Source organism: Corynebacterium sp. HMSC035E02, assembly GCF_001836065.1.
Lineage (GTDB): Bacteria > Actinomycetota > Actinomycetes > Mycobacteriales > Mycobacteriaceae > Corynebacterium > Corynebacterium hiratae.
Window position 1 is genome coordinate 16,717 of record NZ_KV827362.1, and the last position, 16,687, is coordinate 33,403.

General features: G+C 61.5%; 15 protein-coding genes and 4 tRNA genes. 5 read left to right on the plus strand and 14 right to left on the minus strand.

What is annotated here, in order from left to right; all coding sequences use genetic code 11:
- Window positions 1–150 precede the first annotated feature (150 nt).
- The 7 genes from nusG to HMPREF2635_RS09180 form a co-directional block, all read right to left on the minus strand.
- Window positions 151–1,074, minus strand: coding sequence for a transcription termination/antitermination protein NusG (gene nusG, locus HMPREF2635_RS09150; RefSeq protein ID WP_070821635.1), 924 nt, complete (start codon window positions 1,072–1,074; stop codon window positions 151–153).
- Between the two features lie 122 nt (window positions 1,075–1,196).
- The gene (secE, locus tag HMPREF2635_RS09155; protein WP_070669544.1) at window positions 1,197–1,526 is read right to left on the minus strand and encodes a preprotein translocase subunit SecE; all 330 of its coding nucleotides are present in this window, start codon (window positions 1,524–1,526) and stop codon (window positions 1,197–1,199) included.
- 24 nt (window positions 1,527–1,550) lie between these two features.
- Window positions 1,551–1,626 (minus strand) — tRNA-Trp (locus tag HMPREF2635_RS09160).
- Window positions 1,627–1,755: 129 nt separating this feature from the next.
- A tRNA-Met gene (locus tag HMPREF2635_RS09165) sits at window positions 1,756–1,827 on the minus strand.
- Between the two features lie 34 nt (window positions 1,828–1,861).
- Window positions 1,862–1,937, minus strand: a tRNA-Thr gene (locus tag HMPREF2635_RS09170).
- A 242-nt stretch (window positions 1,938–2,179) separates the two neighbouring features.
- Window positions 2,180–2,261: transfer RNA gene (locus HMPREF2635_RS09175), tRNA-Tyr, on the minus strand.
- A 76-nt stretch (window positions 2,262–2,337) separates the two neighbouring features.
- On the minus strand, window positions 2,338–3,342 hold the full coding sequence (locus tag HMPREF2635_RS09180) for a polyprenyl synthetase family protein (protein ID WP_070821636.1): 1,005 nt from the start codon (window positions 3,340–3,342) through the stop codon (window positions 2,338–2,340).
- A 94-nt stretch (window positions 3,343–3,436) separates the two neighbouring features.
- Here HMPREF2635_RS09180 and HMPREF2635_RS09185 point away from each other — a divergent pair, with 94 nt between their 5' ends.
- Window positions 3,437–4,675 (plus strand): geranylgeranyl reductase family protein, encoded by a 1,239-nt coding sequence (locus HMPREF2635_RS09185; RefSeq protein WP_070821637.1) that lies wholly within the window; start codon window positions 3,437–3,439, stop codon window positions 4,673–4,675.
- Window positions 4,676–4,696: 21 nt separating this feature from the next.
- Here the strand turns inward: HMPREF2635_RS09185 and HMPREF2635_RS09190 are convergent, their stop codons facing one another.
- Genes HMPREF2635_RS09190 through HMPREF2635_RS09220 form a run of 7 tightly spaced genes read right to left on the minus strand, consistent with a single transcriptional unit; the run spans window position 4,697 to window position 12,756 of the window.
- Entirely contained in the window at window positions 4,697–5,386 is a 690-nt protein-coding gene (locus tag HMPREF2635_RS09190; RefSeq protein WP_070821638.1) for a demethylmenaquinone methyltransferase, read from the minus strand.
- A gap of 11 nt (window positions 5,387–5,397) precedes the next feature.
- Window positions 5,398–6,597 (minus strand): glycosyltransferase family 4 protein, encoded by a 1,200-nt coding sequence (locus HMPREF2635_RS09195; protein ID WP_070669548.1) that lies wholly within the window; start codon window positions 6,595–6,597, stop codon window positions 5,398–5,400.
- 8 nt (window positions 6,598–6,605) lie between these two features.
- Window positions 6,606–7,049: a DUF3592 domain-containing protein gene (locus HMPREF2635_RS09200; protein WP_039673566.1), complete on the minus strand. Its 444-nt coding sequence runs from the start codon at window positions 7,047–7,049 to the stop codon at window positions 6,606–6,608.
- Window position 7,050: 1 nt separating this feature from the next.
- Window positions 7,051–8,742, minus strand: a complete 1,692-nt coding sequence (menD, locus tag HMPREF2635_RS09205) for a 2-succinyl-5-enolpyruvyl-6-hydroxy-3-cyclohexene-1-carboxylic-acid synthase (RefSeq protein ID WP_070821639.1) — start codon at window positions 8,740–8,742, stop codon at window positions 7,051–7,053.
- A complete protein-coding gene (locus tag HMPREF2635_RS09210) occupies window positions 8,735–9,328 on the minus strand; it encodes a hypothetical protein (RefSeq protein WP_070821640.1) in 594 nt (197 codons plus the stop codon). Before HMPREF2635_RS09210 ends, menD begins: the two co-directional genes overlap by 8 nt.
- A gap of 23 nt (window positions 9,329–9,351) precedes the next feature.
- Window positions 9,352–11,688, minus strand: coding sequence for an ATP-binding cassette domain-containing protein (locus HMPREF2635_RS09215; RefSeq protein WP_070821641.1), 2,337 nt, complete (start codon window positions 11,686–11,688; stop codon window positions 9,352–9,354).
- 48 nt (window positions 11,689–11,736) lie between these two features.
- The gene (locus HMPREF2635_RS09220; RefSeq protein WP_070669553.1) at window positions 11,737–12,756 is read right to left on the minus strand and encodes an o-succinylbenzoate synthase; all 1,020 of its coding nucleotides are present in this window, start codon (window positions 12,754–12,756) and stop codon (window positions 11,737–11,739) included.
- An 85-nt stretch (window positions 12,757–12,841) separates the two neighbouring features.
- Between HMPREF2635_RS09220 and dcuC the strand changes: the two genes are divergently transcribed.
- The 4 genes from dcuC to HMPREF2635_RS09240 all read left to right on the plus strand — a co-directional run bounded on the left by dcuC (window position 12,842) and on the right by HMPREF2635_RS09240 (window position 16,617).
- On the plus strand, window positions 12,842–14,251 hold the full coding sequence (gene dcuC / locus HMPREF2635_RS09225; protein WP_070821642.1) for a C4-dicarboxylate transporter DcuC: 1,410 nt from the start codon (window positions 12,842–12,844) through the stop codon (window positions 14,249–14,251).
- Between the two features lie 257 nt (window positions 14,252–14,508).
- Complete coding sequence (locus HMPREF2635_RS09230; RefSeq protein ID WP_070821643.1) at window positions 14,509–14,970, plus strand: DIP1984 family protein; 462 nt, start codon at window positions 14,509–14,511, stop codon at window positions 14,968–14,970.
- A gap of 344 nt (window positions 14,971–15,314) precedes the next feature.
- Complete coding sequence (locus HMPREF2635_RS09235; RefSeq protein WP_070821644.1) at window positions 15,315–16,295, plus strand: 1,4-dihydroxy-2-naphthoyl-CoA synthase; 981 nt, start codon at window positions 15,315–15,317, stop codon at window positions 16,293–16,295.
- Between the two features lie 103 nt (window positions 16,296–16,398).
- The gene (locus HMPREF2635_RS09240; RefSeq protein WP_039673551.1) at window positions 16,399–16,617 is read left to right on the plus strand and encodes a hypothetical protein; all 219 of its coding nucleotides are present in this window, start codon (window positions 16,399–16,401) and stop codon (window positions 16,615–16,617) included.
- Window positions 16,618–16,687 lie beyond the last annotated feature (70 nt).

The window sequence follows — 16,687 nt, forward strand, 5'->3', positions numbered from 1 at the left end:
CTGTGGTACCGAGGTGCCGCCACGATGAATAACAGCACCCCGTCCGGATGCTCACGCGTTGTGGGCCACCGGAGGATGAACGTTTCAACATGCGCAAAAGCGCACGGCGTTCAAGTTTAGAACACCGTGCGCCCAGCTCAAAATCGCTTTCTAGGAGATGCGCTCGATCTCCGTCGGGGACAGCTCCACCGGGGTCTCGCGGCCGAAGATAGATACCAGACCCTGCATCTTGCCAGTCTCCGGATCAATTTCGGAAATGGTGGCAGAAACAGAGGCTAGCGGGCCGGACAGGATGGTGACAGCCTCGCCCACCTCGAAGTCATGTGCATAAGCCTTGGCCACTTCCTTCTCCGGCATGGCAACGACCTGCTCGCCGTCAGCGTCGGCAGCCGAGCTCTCCGGGGTAACAGTTGCATCGTTCGGCATGAGGAACTTGGCCACATCGCGAATCTTGACCGGGGTGGCGTTACCCTCATTGCCCACGAAGGACGTCACACCTGGGGTATCGCGGACGACGGACCAGGCAGCGTCGTTAAGCTCCATGCGCACCAGCACGTAGCCCGGCAGCAGCTTGCGCTTCACAACCTTCTTCTTGCCGTCCTTCTTCTCCAGGACCTGCTCGACCGGCACGACAACCTCGAAAATGGAATCCTCCACCTCAAGCGTCTGGGCGCGCATGTCCAGGTTGGTCTTCACCTTGTTCTCGTAACCGGAGTAGCACTGGATGATGTACCACTGGCCCGGCTGCTTCTTCAGCTCACGAGTAAAGGCGCGCAGGCGAGTCTTGTACTCAGCCTCTGCTGCGGCGGCGTCAGCACCAGGGGCTGCTGCGCTTTCCGACGCCTCCTCCTCATCAGCACCGCCACCCAGCGCTGCCTCAGCGGCCTTTGCAGCGGCTTCCTTCTCGGCAGCTTCCTGCTCTTCTGCAGAGAGTTCCTCCTGCTGTTCCTCGGCGGCAGCTGCGTCCATGGTCTCCTCGGCAGCTTCCGCTTCCTCAGCAGCCTCAGCGGCCTGGTCCTGGACATTATCGATCATGGCCTGTTCCAGAGAAGTGCCGGTGGTTTCGTCGCTCATTGTTTGCTCCATCTGTGTATTAATCCGTCTAGTCACTACCAGGGTACTCGGGGTGGCTAGGGCAAAAAGTATCCCGCCGTTCCCCTAGTGGGATTCGGCGGGATGAAAGTATGCGGTTGATTCTACTTGGGCGCGAGGACCGCTTCAACTCCGAGGCCCGTCAACGTGTCAACGCCCCAGACCAGTGCGGTCAGCACGACGAGGAAGGCAAAGGTCACGAGCACGTACTGGACCATCTCCTTGCCAGTAGGCCAGACAACCTTCTTCACCTCGGAAACAACCTCACTCGGGAAGGAGGCCACGGAACCACCGGCAGATTCTTCCTTCTTGTCCTCGACGCGTACAACGCGCTTGTCAGTGTAGGACTCAGTAGAGGTGGTCGCTGCGCCAGAGAGCTGACGCTTGCCGGTTGGGCGGGCTGCCCCGGTGCTCGGCTGCTTTTCATCGCTCACGGCGATTTCCTCCTTGAAGTGATGTGGCAGGGGCGACAGGACTCGAACCTGCAACCTACGGTTTTGGAGACCGTTGCGCTACCAATTGCGCCACGCCCCTTTGCGTGTCCTTTTTGGGACAACGCACAACCCTACCAGAACGGTGATCCCACATGGAAACCACGTGCCGTGTAAGGCTGGGAGTCGGTAGTAAAAAAGCGCCCAGATCACGGGCGCTTTTCCTTCCCGGTAGCGATGGCGAGAATTGAACTCGCGACACAGCGATTATGAGTCGCTTGCTCTACCACTGAGCTACACCGCCATATTCACCTTCCAGAAATGTCTGGAAACATGAATGGAGCCCCCTGACAGAATCGAACTGTCGACCTTTTCCTTACCATGGAAACGCTCTGCCGACTGAGCTAAGGGGGCACAGCCTCTTTGAGTAACGGATTATCTCCGCTGTGCTCTCGTTGAAGCCTTGAAAAGATTAACCCGAAACGCGTAAACAACACAAATCGCCAGCATAGTGAATGTTTTTAGGCCTTTAGAAGAAGCGTTTAAACACCCCTCAACTCCGCCCTTGCCCAACCCAGCCCTGTGTGTCCGCGATCGCGTTCCCGCGCAACGCGAAATCCCGCAGCCACATTTCTGTGTCTGCGGGATTCATTCTGTGCCAGGTAGAAGATTCGAACTTCTGAAGGCAATGCCGGCGGATTTACAGTCCGCTCCCTTTGGCCGCTCGGGCAACCTGGCATGCACTCGTGAGTGCGGTTATGTACTTTACTACGAAGTCCCGCCCAACATGCAAATCAGCTGGCAGGAGCCCCAATTAGCCTACGCGCTGGACCGTGTAATCCGCGAGCTGACGCAGCGCTTCACTCGCCGTGCATTCGGGCAAGAGCGAGAGCTGATCCTCCACCACGCGCAGGTAGGCGTTGACATCCGCCATGGCCTTGTCGCGGCCGGTGGACTTCCACAACAATTCGATAGCGCGGTCCACCGAGGCGTCATCAGTCAGCGGTCCCGTAAGCAAGCCACGCAGCTCGTCGCCGACCTCACCTTCTTCCTCCAAGGCATAGAGCACTGGGAGCGTGAAAACGCCTTCGCGCAAATCAGTGCCTGGCGTCTTTCCGGACTCCTCAGGGTCGGAGAAGATGTCGATGATGTCGTCCACAATCTGGAAAATCATGCCCACGGCAGAGCCAATCTGACGCAGGGCCTCGCACTGCTCGGGGCCTGCACCCGAGTGATAAGCACCCAGGTAGCCGGCGGAGGCAATAAGCACGGCGGTCTTTTCCCGAATAACCGCCGTGTAGTGCTCCACCGCATTGGCCTCACCGGCGCCGATTGTCTCACGCATCTGACCGGTAACGAGCTCTTCAAAAGTCTCGGCAAAGTGCTCGACGGTGTGCGTATCCAGCTGGCTCATCAGCCGCGAGGCATGCGCAAGAAGGGCGTCACCAGCCAGAATCGCCACGGAATTTGTCCACCGGAAGTTGGCGGATTCCACACCGCGGCGACGGTCAGCTTCATCCATGACGTCGTCGTGGTACAACGTAGCCACGTGCACCATCTCCACAGCCGTGGCTGCCTTGATCACCTCAGGCGACTCCGGGCGCTCACCGAATTCGGAGGCCAGCAGCGCCATCATCGGGCGAAAACGCTTACCACCAGCCATCGAGAGGTGCCGCACCTTCTCCTTGATGAAGTCCTGCCCGCGGTCGAGCTCCGCGCTGAGCAGATCTTCAACGGCAGTCATCCCGGCGTTGATACGCTCGGTGAGCTGCGCATCCCCCAAGTTCACGTGCTTGGCGTGAGTTTGGCCGTGTGACATTAAACGCGTTCCTTATTAACTCAAAAATCCTAGTGTTTACTTACCGTAGCCCATAGCACGGCCCTCAACACACTCAAGGCCACTATCCCGTGCAATGATAGTCCCCATGTCGGAGCAGATCGATTCCATCCATGCAGACGTCGCTGTTGTCGGCGCCGGCCCCGCAGGCGCTGCGGCCGCTATCCATGCCGCACGGGCCGGTCACGACACTGTGCTTATCGACGCCTCCTCCTTCCCCCGCGACAAAACCTGCGGCGATGGACTCACCCCACGAGCCATGCATCAGCTGGACCTTCTCGGCATCGAGGTCAACGCCTCCTACCGCAACCGTGGGCTGAAGCTGCACGGCTTCGGCGGTTCAGTCACTGCGCCGTGGCCAGCGACATACCCCTCACAGGAAGGAACGGCCCTACCGCGCTATGAGTTCGACGCGCTCCTCGTCACCGCCGCCCAGGACGCCGGTGCGCGTCTTCTCACCGGCACCGCCACGGATCCACAGCTTAACGGCAACCGCCTCACCTCTTTCGCTGTAGGCCAGCGGCGCGTGAGTGCGAAGTGGGTCATCGTTGCCGACGGCGTGCGTTCCACCTTCGGCAAGCAACTGGGCCGCCGGTGGGACCGCAATGAGGTCTACGGCATCGCTGCGCGCGCCTATGCCGACTCCCCACACGATGGTGAAGAGTGGATGCACTCCCACGTCGAGCTCAAGGACTCAGATGGCGTTGTCCAGCCCGGCTACGGCTGGATTTTTCCGCTCGGGCAAGGGGTCAACATCGGCCTCGGTGCACTGTCCACGGCTGCCCGGCCGGCCGGCCTCAACACAAAGAAAGCCTTGAGTTTCTACGCCGAGCAGCAGCGCGGTGAATGGGGCCTCAGCGAGCTCCGCGACGTCACCTCGGCGATGTTACCCATGGGCGGAGCGGTCTCTGGTGTCGCGGGTGCAAACTGGGCGTTCATTGGGGACGCTGCCGCCTGCGTCAACCCACTCAACGGCGAAGGGATTGACTATGGCTTGGAAACGGCTGCTCTTGCCGTCGAGATGCTCGGCACGAAGGATCTCACCTTGGCCTGGCCAGACCGCCTACGCACCGAGTACGGGGAGGCTTTCCTGCTGGCTCGCACGGCCGCGCGCCTTCTGACCTACCCGCAGTTCCTGCCGCTTGCCGGACCTATCGCCATGCGCGGTCCGGTCGGCCGCATGCTCATGCCTGCCGCCGCGCGCCTGATGGGCAACCTCATCACGGAAGAAGACAAAGACCTCATCGCCCGTGCTTGGCGTTTAGCTGGTGGCGCAGTGTCCGCGCTGCGCCGCGATACCCCTCTCTGGGCCTAAGGCCTGTGGGACTTAGGCCCCTTAAGCCGGTTTAACCGCTGAGTGCAGCGCCACGATGCCGCACGTCAGGTTGCGCCAGCCTGCCTGCTCCCACCCATTGCGGTTGATGGCGGCAGCTAGCTCGTGCTGCTCCGGCCACGCGCGAATGGACTCTGCAAGGTAAACGTAGGCCTCCGGGTTGGAGGAGACCACCTTGGCAATCGGCGGCAGCAGGCGGGTCAGATATTCCTTGTACACGGTGCCAAAGACCGGAATGACGGGTTTGGAAAACTCCGCGACCGCCAAGCGCCCACCCGGTTTGGTCACGCGGGCCATCTCGCGCAAGCCGAGCTCGAAATCGTGGATATTGCGCAGGCCATAGGAGATTGTCACCGCATCAAAGGTGTTATCGGCAAACGGCAGGCGCATGCCATCGCCGGCGACCTTGGGCACGTCACGGTCCTTACCGGCTGCGAGCATGCCGCGCGAGAAGTCACAGGCAACGCACCACGCACCAGACTTAGCTAGCTCCACGGTGGACACTGCGGTACCGGCAGCGAGGTCGAGAACCTTCTCCCCCGGCTTAAGGTTAAGTCGCTCGCGGGTCAGACGGCGCCAGCGCGCATCCTGGCCAAAGGACAGCACCGTGTTGGTGATGTCGTACTTCTTGCCCACCGCGTCAAACATGCGCGCGACATCGAAGGGCTTTTTATCCAGATCTGCCTTAGACACAAAAGCCAAGTCTAGGCTACGCGTGCACCGAGGGCGCGAGCGGCCCAACGCGGCAGCTCTGGGCGCTGGCCCAAGATGGTCAGGGGAACCTCGCGCACATCTTCCAAGACCTCCTCGTAATAACCCAGCAGCTGCTCGCACAGTGCAGGCCACGTCTTCGTGGAGATGGACTCGCGGGCATTCGCGCGCAGCTCCTCGTGGATCTCCGGGTTAAGCAGCGCATCGACGGCGTTGGGGAGGTCTTCGACGAACGTTGAAACGTCGAGAAGCAGCCCGTTATAGCCCTCCTCAATGAGGTCCACTGGGCCGCCCGCACGCGGACCGATGGTCGGCACACCGGAAGCCTGCGCCTCCTGAATGGCCTGGCAGAAAGTCTCAAACTCGCCCGCGTGGACGAAGACATCGAGGGAGGCATAGGCCGCAGCGAGTTCCTCGCCGCCAAGTGCTCCAGTAAAGACCGCACTGGGCAGCTGGGCTTCCAGCAACGGGCGCTCAGGGCCATCGCCAACGATGACGAGCTGGATATCCTCGCGATCATTAAGCGCCGACAAACGGTGCACGCCTTTTTCCGCAGCCAAACGGCCAACAAAGCCAACGATCTTCTTGCGGCCAGTGGGCTCCCACTCGCGGCGCAGCGCGTCCGAACGTTTCGACGGATGGAAACGCTCCGAGTCCACACCGCGGCCCCAATGGCGCACGTTCTTGATGTGGTGCTTCTCCAAGTCAGCAATGGTGAGGGACGACGGCGCGAGGGTCATCTGGCAGGCGTTGTGAATGGTGCGCAGCCACTCCCACACGCCATAAGCCAAGGCGGAAGCGTGGTACTTGGTGGCAAATCCTGCCACGTCAGTCTGATACAAAGCCACGGCCGGGATGCGCAACTGGCGCGCGGAGAAGGCTCCCGCCGCACCGAGAACGAACGGGCTAGCCAGGTGGATAATGTCCGGCTTAAAGGCTCGGAGTGCCTCATCCACCGCGCTCGTGGGCACACCCACTGGAAGGGAATCCACCAGCGGCACCCGCACGGTGGGGACGCGGACGATGCTGAACCCTAAGTAGTCAGGAATTTCCTCCTGCCCGTCCCGGGCACCGGGGGCCACAACAATGGCCTCATGTCCGTGCTCGTGGAGGTATTCGAGCACGCGCAGCACGGAGTTGGTCACTCCGTTGACGTTAGGCAAGAAGGATTCCGCGACGATAGCTACACGCATGTGCCCTATCATTCCTTGTCCGAGTTCTCCGTTGGTAACGGATGCGCTAAATTCCGGTTAATTTTTCCACTCCCCCACCACAACGCACCCGCGATCAGCGTGGCCACGAGTGCCGACGACAACCCCGGGATGATGGAGAGCGTCCACTCACGCCCCTCCACTTTCACCAGGTCAGGGTTGTTCTTGGCGTAGAGTACCCACACCTGTTGGCCCTCTCCCAGGCCAGTGGGATAGAGCAGACCGGTCGGCGGGGAGTGATAGATGCCCTCGCCGTCTTGGAAGTCTACGAAGGTGCGTAAACGACCCACATCGGTCACCGTGGCCAGCGCGCGGCCGGGGTTGGCGTTAATAGCGCGGTCATTGAGAAAAGGCCCAATGACCATTCCCGCCATGCCCACCAGCGCCGCCGCATAGAGCACCAGGATGATCTGGCGCACCCGTCGCCTGGTCACCTTACTGGCCTACCTTGGCCGCCAGCGCCTCCTGCAGTGCGCGCCGCGAGGACCGCGTGGTGTGGGCCTCCACCACGGTGATGCCGGTGGAGTATTCCTTGAGCTCGGCGAGGACGTCGAGAAGCTCCTGCGCCGAGCTCGCCTCGCGGTAGTCGGCACCGCATGCTTCCGCCAGCTTGGCCACGCCCACCCCATGCGGCGTCCCAAAAGCTTTCTCGAAGGACGCACGCAGCGGCTCGCGGCCCTGCTCGAGCAGCTCAAAGATTCCGCCGCCGTCGTCGTTTGAGACGACGATGGTGAGGTTCTCCGGGCGGGGGTTGTCTTCGGGGAGGATGAGCGAGGTGGCGTCATGCAGGAACGTCACGTCCCCCATGAGTGCTACGGTGCGCGGCGCGCGCGGCGCATCTGCCTCGCGGGACTGTGTGGCCAGCGCGATTCCGATGGCTTGGGCAATCGTGCCGTCAATGCCAGCAGCACCTCGCGGCGAGTAGGTCTCCACGCCATCGAAGGGCAGGCCGATGAGGGAGGCATCCCGCACCGGATTCGATGCACCGAGTACCAGCACGTCTCCCACGGACAAGGTGTCTCCCACCGCGGCGGCCACGTGCAGACCGGTAAAGCCGATGTCGGAGTCTTTAGCCTCTTCGCCGGCGGACTCCGCGAGCACCTCGCGCACGCCGTCGGCGGCCATCTGGGCTGCGCCTTCGCAGATCTTCATCCACTCGCGGGTGGGCTCGCCGCTGGTCTTCACCGTGGTGCCCAGTTGCGCGGACTCGCCGCGGGGGTTGGTGAAGTCCTCCGTGCGTGAGAGGCAGATGAGATCAATATCGGGGTCACTCAACAGCGCCAATACCCCGCGGTGCAGGGTGGGGTGGCCCACGACAATGACCTGGTCCACCTTGGTGTTGACCACGTAGTCATTGGCGGAGACCTGCGCGCGGCGGAAAAGGTGCGCTGCGGCTGGGTGTACCGGGTGATAAGGCGCCGGTGCGGTGGGCTCGGCAATGGTCGGCACGTCCTCGAGGCCTTCGACCTCCCAGGCTTCGTCGCCCGCGACGACGAGCGTGTTGCGGCTCAGGTCCACGGCGACCTCACCATGGTTGGACCAGCGCGGGGTCCGCGCGCGGTGCTGCGTGACATCACTCGGCGTGCTCGGCAGCTCTTCCCCCACGAGCGGAACATCAAAGGCCACGTTGATGTGCACCTGACGGTCAGCAAGGAAACGCTCGGCGATGAGCGGAACATCGCTAGTCTTCTCCACCTGCGTGGTGGAGGCATAGACACCAAAAATACCCTGCTGCTCGATGGTCTGGGACGCGCCGGTTCCCACCATGCGTGCAGGGCGGTCTGTGCTGATGACCGCCAGCGGGGTATGCGAGTAGTGCGCTTCCACCATCGCAGGCAGCGTATTAGCCACCGCAGTTCCGGACGTCATGACAACGCCCACGTGGCGACGCTGCACGCGCGCCAATCCTAAGGCGGCAAAAGCTGCCGAGCGCTCATCCAGGCGGGTATGCACGCGAATATCGGAACGCGCGAGCAACGCCAGCGCCAGCGGCGCATTGCGCGAACCGGGGCACAGCACGACATCGGTAAGGTGCCGCGAGAGCTGCGCTGCCAGTGTTTGGGCCAGCTCCATCGACTCCGGCTGCTCACTTGAGGCAGCGCTATCTGCGGCAGCGGTGTTAGACATTTTCCCCGCCACCGTTCGTTTCAAGGTCACCAAGGAGATCGTTGAGCAAGCTCTCGATGTCAGATCCGCTCTCATCCAACTGGTCCTGCAGCTCTGGCGGGAGTTCGGTCGGCAGATCCGCCGGCGGCTCCGGTGAATCTTCCTCACGCGGTGCTTCCTTTGTGGTCGTCACCGTGGTGGGAACCTCCGTGGTCACCGTCTGAGTCTCGGTGACCGGCTCCGGGGCAGGCTTGTTGGCGTCTTCCGCAGCACCGCGCCAAAGGAAGAAGAGAATGCCGGCAATCACCACTGCGATGGCTGCAATAGCTGCAAAGACGTACGCGAGTGCACCTCCGCCCTGCTTTTGCTCTTCTACCTGGTAGCTCGAGGGCACCGGGTCATACTGCGGCTGCTGGTAGTTCTGCTCGTATCCGGACGGGTTCTGGGAACCCGGTTCCGGGAAGTACTGCTGCGGGCGCTGCGGCGGTTGCTGGTAGGGCTGCTGGTTGCCGTGGCCCTGCTGGGGTGCGCCAAATTGGCGGGTTTCGTTGTCACCGTTGACGCGGCCGAATTGGCGCGTCTCGTTCTCGCCGTTGTTGTTGGTCATGGGATTTACCTTATCGTGCGTCCTTAACGTGTGCCTACGCCGCTCAACACTCGGCCAGTGGGTGTTTCGCCCTTGGCGACGTCACCCGGTGCGCCGTCTGCCACGATCTTTCCGCCTTCAGCACCGGAACCGGGGCCCATCTCGATGACGCGGTCCGCGCCGGCGATGAGGTGGAGATCATGGTCCACGGTGACGACGCTGTGAGACGCATCCACCAGCGAATGCAGTTCCTTAATGAGCAGGTCAATATCGGCCGGGTGCAGGCCCGTCGTGGGCTCATCCAGCAAGTAGACAGTGTGTCCGCGGCGTGAATTGCGCGAGCGCTGCAACTCGGTGGCCAGCTTGATGCGCTGGGCTTCGCCACCGGAAAGCTCCGGAGCACCTTGGCCCAAGCGCAGATAGCCCAAGCCCACGGCATCAAGGGTCTGGACGGCGTGGAGGATCGGTTCCTCCTCGGCGAAGACCTCGAGGGCCTCTTCCACAGTGAGGTCCAAGATGTCCGCGATGGTGTAGCCCTTCCAGCGGATGGACAAGGTGTCCTCGTTGTAGCGCTTGCCCTGGCAGTCCGGGCACTGCGTGTAGGAGCCGGGGAGGAAGACGAGTTCGACCTCAATCTGGCCCGCACCACCACAGGTGGGGCACTGGCCTTGCTTCACGTTGTAGGAAAAGCGAGAGACTGTCCACTTCTTTTTCTTCGCCTCCGGAGTGGCAGCGAAGAGCTTGCGCACGTTGTCAAAGAGGTTGGTATACGTCGCGACGGTGGAGCGCGGCGTGCGGCCGATGGGTTTTTGGGTAATGGACACCACGCGCTTGACGGCCTGTGGGCTGTCCTCGCCCGTGAGTTTTTCTTCAAGAACCTGGAGCAGTGTGGATTTACCGGATCCCGAAAGCCCAGTCAGGGCGGTGAACTGGCCCAGACCAAAGCTCACGTCGAGGCCGTCGATGTTATTCGAGTGCACGTTGCGCAGTTCCACCTCACCATGAGCCTGGCGCGGTTCCGACTTCGGCTCAGGATGCGGGCGCGCCAACGCACGGGCGGTGGGGGTATCAGCGTCATAGTCCGCAACGGTCCCCGAGTACACCACCTGGCCGCCGCGCTCGCCGGCCAGTGGCCCGACGTCAACCAGCCAATCCGCGTCCTTGACCAAATTCATGTCGTGTTCCACCAAGAGGACGGAATTGCCCTCATTGATGAAGCGGCGGCAGATATCCCGGACAGCATCGCGCTCCGCCGGATGGAGACCCGCAGAAGGCTCATCCAAGACGTAGGTCACGCCGAAAAGGCCCGAGCGCAACTGCGCGGCCAGACGCAGGCGCTGTACCTCGCCGGCGGAGAGAGTTTCGGTGGGACGATCCAGGCTCAGGTGCCCAAGCCCCAACTCCAGCGCGGATTCCAAGGCCGGGCGAATCGTTTTGAGCAGCAGGTCTTCTGCGTCATTCGGCTGCGGGGACCGCGACTGAAGAAGCTCCAGAGTCTCAGCGAGGGGAAGGTTATTAAAAGCATCGATAGGCAGCCCGGCGTAGGTCACCTTGAGCGCCCGCGGATTGAGGCGGCGGCCTTCACACGTGGTGCATTCATGGGATTCCATGAAACTCAACGTGCGCGCACGCAGCGTGTCCGACTTCGTCTCCGCGTAGGTCTTGCGCAGATAGGACGCCACGGAACGCCACGTACCTTCGTAGTTGCGTTGGATCTGGTCTGCACCGCGGTGCGGTTTGACGGTGACAACCGGGCGCTCTTCGGTGAAGAGAATCCAGTCGCGGTCCTTCTGTGGCAGGTCTTCCCACGGCGAATCTAGGTCATAGCCCAGCTCCTCCAAGATGTCGTGGAAGTTCTTGCCCGCCCAGGCACCGGGCCACGCCTTGATAGCACCCTCTTCGATGCTCAAGGAGGGGTCCGGAACCATGGAGGCTTCCGTCGGCTCGTGGACTACTCCGGTGCCTTGGCACTCCGGACACATGCCCTCCGGGGTATTAGGTGAGAAGGAATCCGAGTACAACCCTTCAGGGTTGTCACCGCACCGCGAGTACAAAAGGCGCACAGAGTTGGAAATAGCGGAAATCGTGCCCACGGTGGAACGTGCGCCACCTGCCGATGCCGACTGCTGCAAGGCCACCGTCGGCGGCAGGCCATCGATACCGCCAACCTGCGGATCCACGGCAGAGGCAATGAGGCGGCGAGCGAAAGGTGCCACGGACTCGAGGTAGCGGCGCTGGCCCTCACCGTGAATGGTGCCAAACGCCAGAGAGGACTTGCCGGAGCCCGACACGCCCGTCACCGCCACGAGCTTGCCGCGGGGAATGTCGACGTCGACATTGCGAAGGTTGTGTAGGTGCGCGTCTCTCACTGAAATGGTCATGCCAGCCAGCCTACGCGGGCCTTAGGACATGTACCGTGAGCTGTACTTTTATAGGTACGGATAGCACTGTCGGACGCGGTCGAACCACCACTCACGTCGATCAGTCGGCGCGGCAAGCGCGCTGAGCCGATCCGGGTCGGGGGTGAGGAACTCGGCGCGCAGGTGGCCGTCGACAAGCTCACGCGGTGCGGTGACATCCTCTTTAAAGAGTGACCCTGTGGCGAGGCCGGCTGCGGCTGGGGTGACGTCGATATCTTCGTCGTCATAGATCTGCGGCAGTGCAGCCACCGCAGCCAGCCCCATCGAGATACCCACGGAGGTATCCAGCGCGGAGGCGACCGTAATGTCCATGTGGCGCTCGCGCAGGTGCTGCGCCACCTCAAGGACCTTGCGCACACCGCCCAATGGGGCTGGTTTGACCACGGCGACGTCGGCAGCCTGCAATTCCGCCACCCGGTACGGGTCGCTGGCCTTGCGAATGGATTCATCAGCCGCCACGCGGACGAAAATTCCGGCGCGCATGAGTTGAGCACGAACTTCCTTGAGTTCCTCAACGGTCTTGCACGGCTGCTCCATATAATCCAGCGGCATAAGCTCCTTCGCCGCGGTAATGGCTTCCTCGACACTCCAGCCGCAGTTGGCATCAACGCGAAGAACCGGCACGCGGCCCTGGGACTCGATGTGGGCGCGCACCGCGGCCACGCGGGCAATGTCGTCCTCCAGCGTCTGCCCTTTCTCCGCCACCTTGATTTTGAAGGTGCGGCAGCCCGGGTAGCGCGCCATCACTTCCGGCACCTGCGCAGCAGGAACCGCGGGGATAGTGCCGTTGACTTCTACCCACTCACGCACTGGCTTCGGAAAACCCTCGTAGGCGGCTTCCAAACCGGCGGCGAGCCAGCGCGCGGATTCTTCTGGGCCATACTCCAGGAAGGGGGCGAACTCACCCCAGCCCGCGGGGCCATCGATAAGCAATGCTTCCCGCGTGGTGATACCGCGGAACTGAACGGCGAGTGGGAGGGAAACCACGTGGGCGCGATCAAAGACGTCATCAATATGCATGGGGTTCATCGTACGTCGACTCCGAATGCGACAACTGTAATGGGTAGTGATAAATTAATACGGTAATTGGTTATAACCAGAAGAAGGACCAGATATGCTCTATCTTCTCATCGCACTGCTGGCCATCGCTGCAGTTGTCTACCTCATCTATAAGAAAGTTCACGCCGCGGCTTCCATCTTCGCCGTTGGCGTCGTCCTGCTCATGCTCGCCGCGCTCACCGGGCGCGCCGACTTCCGCACCACCGAAATTGAAGCAACCGGCAATGCTTTCTACGACCAGCTGCTGGTTGTGGACGCCCTGTTCAAGGCGCGCTTCTCCGGCATCGGTATGGCGATTATGGTGCTCTTTGGCTTCGTGTCCTATATGCGCCACATCGGTGCGGATGCCAAGACCGTCGTGGTGCTCTCCTCACCGCTCAAGCGCTTCAAAGGCTCGTACTGGCTGGTTCCAGTGGGCTTCATCCTGGGCACGCTGCTCTCACTGGTGATTCCCTCGGCCGCGGCGCTATCCCTATTGCTCGTGGCCACGCTCTTGCCGGCGCTCATCGCCGCGGGCCTGACACCACTGACCGTGGGCGCCATCGTGGTGACCTCTTCCACCATCGTGCCCACCCCGCTGGAAGCAGGCCTCATCCAAGGCGCTGACCTCACCAACATGACGCCAACAGAATTCGTCTACGGCGCAGTTGCCCGCGCAACGGTTCCCACCCTGCTCATCACCGCCTTCGTCCACATGTGGTGGCAGCGCCATTGCGACAAGGTGGATGCCCGCAAGGCCGAAAGCTCCGGCGAGGTCAGCGCCGATTCGATGCACGATGACGCCACCGAGGAAGCCATCGCCCGCGCTGCTTCCCTGCCGGGCTACTACGCTGTGCTTCCGCTCATGCCGCTGCTACTCATCATCGTCTCCGCCATCCTCAACCGTTTGGGTGTCATCCCCTTTGAAGGCGGCATCCTGCCGGTAACCGTGGTGTCCCTGTTCATCGCGATGATTATTGAATCCATCCGCAAGCGCACCGTCTCCGGCGCCGTGGATTCCATGGCCACCTTCTTCAAGGGCATGGGTGAGGGCGCTGCCGGCGTGGTCGCCCTGCTAGTCGCCGCCGCCGTCCTGGTGGAGGGCATCACGCAGATGGGCGTTATCGACATGCTTATTAACGCCGCCGAAGGCTCCTCCGGTGCCGCCGTCATCATCGTCCTCATCTTCGTTGCCGCCACCGCCGCGATGGCCGCACTCACCGGCTCCGGTACTGCGCCTTACTTCGCCTTCTCTGAGGTGGTGCCCAACCTGGCTTCGCAGACCTCCATCCACGCCCCGCAGATGCTCACCGCCATTTGGGGTACGTCGAACCTCATGCGCCAGGTCTCCCCAGTTAACGCCGCGGTGCTCATCGTTTCCGGCGCCATCAAGGTCAACCCCATCCAACTGGTCAAGCGCACCTCCGTGCCCATGATCGTGGCGACGGTGCTCAACACGCTGTTTGCATTTATGTTTATTGGGTAGCGGTTTTCGCGCGGGCTCAACGTTAATCACGGAGTCCGTAGTACGTTTTGGTAAACAAGGTCCCCCAAATCCGAAGAATTTCGGGCATATCTACGAAAACGTACCAACCAACCGCGCACGACGTACATATCGATCAATTAAGGCCCCAGATCATCGAAGTTTTGGGGCGCTATTTGTTAAAACCGTCACGACCATACGGCGTTCCCCCATCCCTTCTGTACGATTGTGCAGATAAAGATTCCCATTAAGGAGGACCCATGCTACTTGCTGAGGCCTTGGCCGAGCGTGCCCAGGCGCAGGAGCGCCTTAACTCACTGAGTGACCGCCTCGCCGCGACGGTCCGTGTGCAGGAGGGCGATGAACCGGATGAGAATCCAACGGATCTCCTCCGTGAGCTCGAAGGTGTGACCAAGCGCATCGACGAACTCGTCATCGCCATCAACGCCACGAACACGGCTACGAAGTTCGATGAAGAGATCACGCTGATGGAGGCCTTGGCACTTCGCGATGGCCTCTTGCGCAAGCGCCGCATCTACCAGGGTTTAGCGGAGCAGGCTGGTGCACGCCAGGACCGTTACTCCCGCTCGGAGATCAAGTTCGTGGCCACCGTGCCCGTGCCGAAGCTGCGCGAACGCGCTGATGACCTGGCCCGCCAGTACCGCGAGCTAGATACCCGTATTCAGCAGTTGAACTGGAATACGGAACTGATAACTAAATAAGGTCTGCCGCTAGTTGTGCCGCATTCTTGCGGCACGTAGTCATGTCGCGCGCACCAAGCGCGCGACGGTAGCCCACACTTTTCGCAGCGAGCGCAACCCTTACTGGGCAGGGAAGAGCCCAGTGCTTCTCAGGCGCCTTCGTAGCGCAAGAAGGCAGGGAGGTTCGATTCCGTCCCACTGTATGGTGTACCGCGCTGGTACGGAGTACACGTGCACATTGACGGGGATAATCCCGCAGTATTGTTTATTGTTTATCACCGCCGCGCTGGGCGGAGAGTGTGGGTGAGGGTTGGGAATGGGGACTATACTTCCGGCGCACTACTTTCCAATTAAGCTGGTGTGCCATGAGCGAGCAGAAGAACTACAGCACCGATAATCCTTTCAAGCCGGAGCTCTGGCAGACCGTCGAGGGCTTTGAGGACCTGACGGATATTACCTATCACCGGCTCATCAGTGATGGTCCGAAGCCACAGCGTAAGGATGGCATCGTCCGCATCGCTTTTGACCGCCCCGAGGTGCGCAATGCGTTTCGCCCGCACACGGTGGATGAGCTTTACCGCGCGCTTGACCATGCGCGTCGTACCCCGGATGTTGGCACAGTGCTGCTCACCGGCAACGGGCCATCCCAGAAAGACGGCGGCTGGGCATTTTGCTCCGGTGGCGACCAGCGCATCCGCGGCCGCTCAGGATACCGTTACGCCACTGAGCACGCGCACGATGACGCGACTGCGGACGAATCCACGGTAGACACCGCCCGCGAAAAGGTCGAAGGCGGCCGCCTGCATATCCTGGAGGTCCAGCGCCTCATCCGCACCATGCCCAAGGTGGTCATCGCCGTGGTCAACGGCTGGGCTGCTGGCGGCGGTCACTCCCTGCACGTGGTGTGCGATATGACCATTGCCTCCCGCCAAGAAGCACGCTTCAAGCAGACCGACGCCGACGTCGGCTCTTTCGACGCCGGCTACGGCTCGGCTTACCTGGCCAAGATGGCAGGCCAAAAGTACGCCCGCGAAATCTTCTTCTTGGGACGCACCTACGATGCCCAGCGCATGTATGAGATGGGCGCAGTCAACGAGGTAGTAGACCACGCCGAGCTGGAGGACGCCGCCATCCAGATGGGACGTGAAATCAACATGAAGTCCCCCACCGCCCAGCGCATGCTCAAGTTCGCGTTCAACCTCACCGATGATGGCCTCATGGGCCAGCAGGTCTTCGCCGGCGAAGCCACGCGCTTGGCCTACATGACCGATGAGGCCGTCGAGGGCAAGGAGTCGTTCCTGGAAAAGCGCGAGCCCAACTGGGACGAGTTCCCGTACTACTACTAGGACTCCTTCGAGGGCTTATGCATCCTCTTCCACCCGAAAGATAAAGCGAGGGTAATATCCGGGACAGTTAACGCCAGTAACTATAGCTCCCACGGAGGCAACTTTGACCACGGAGAAAATCAATCAGATAACCCGCCCAATCGGACTTGTCCTCTGCCTAATCCTTTTGGTTTCCCTGCGGCACTTTACCGAATGGTCCTGGCTGCTAAGGGCGGGCGTCGCCGTTGGCGCAACCATCGCCGCCATGCTGGTGCTGATTTTTGTCCTAGGTTGCTTCTCCACGGAAGAAGACACCCCCGAGACACACGAGGCCACTTCTTAAGGCTTAAGCCAGTAGGGAGGGCAGGTAGGGACCTACCAGCTATCCTAATTACCACCAATCACCTTCACCC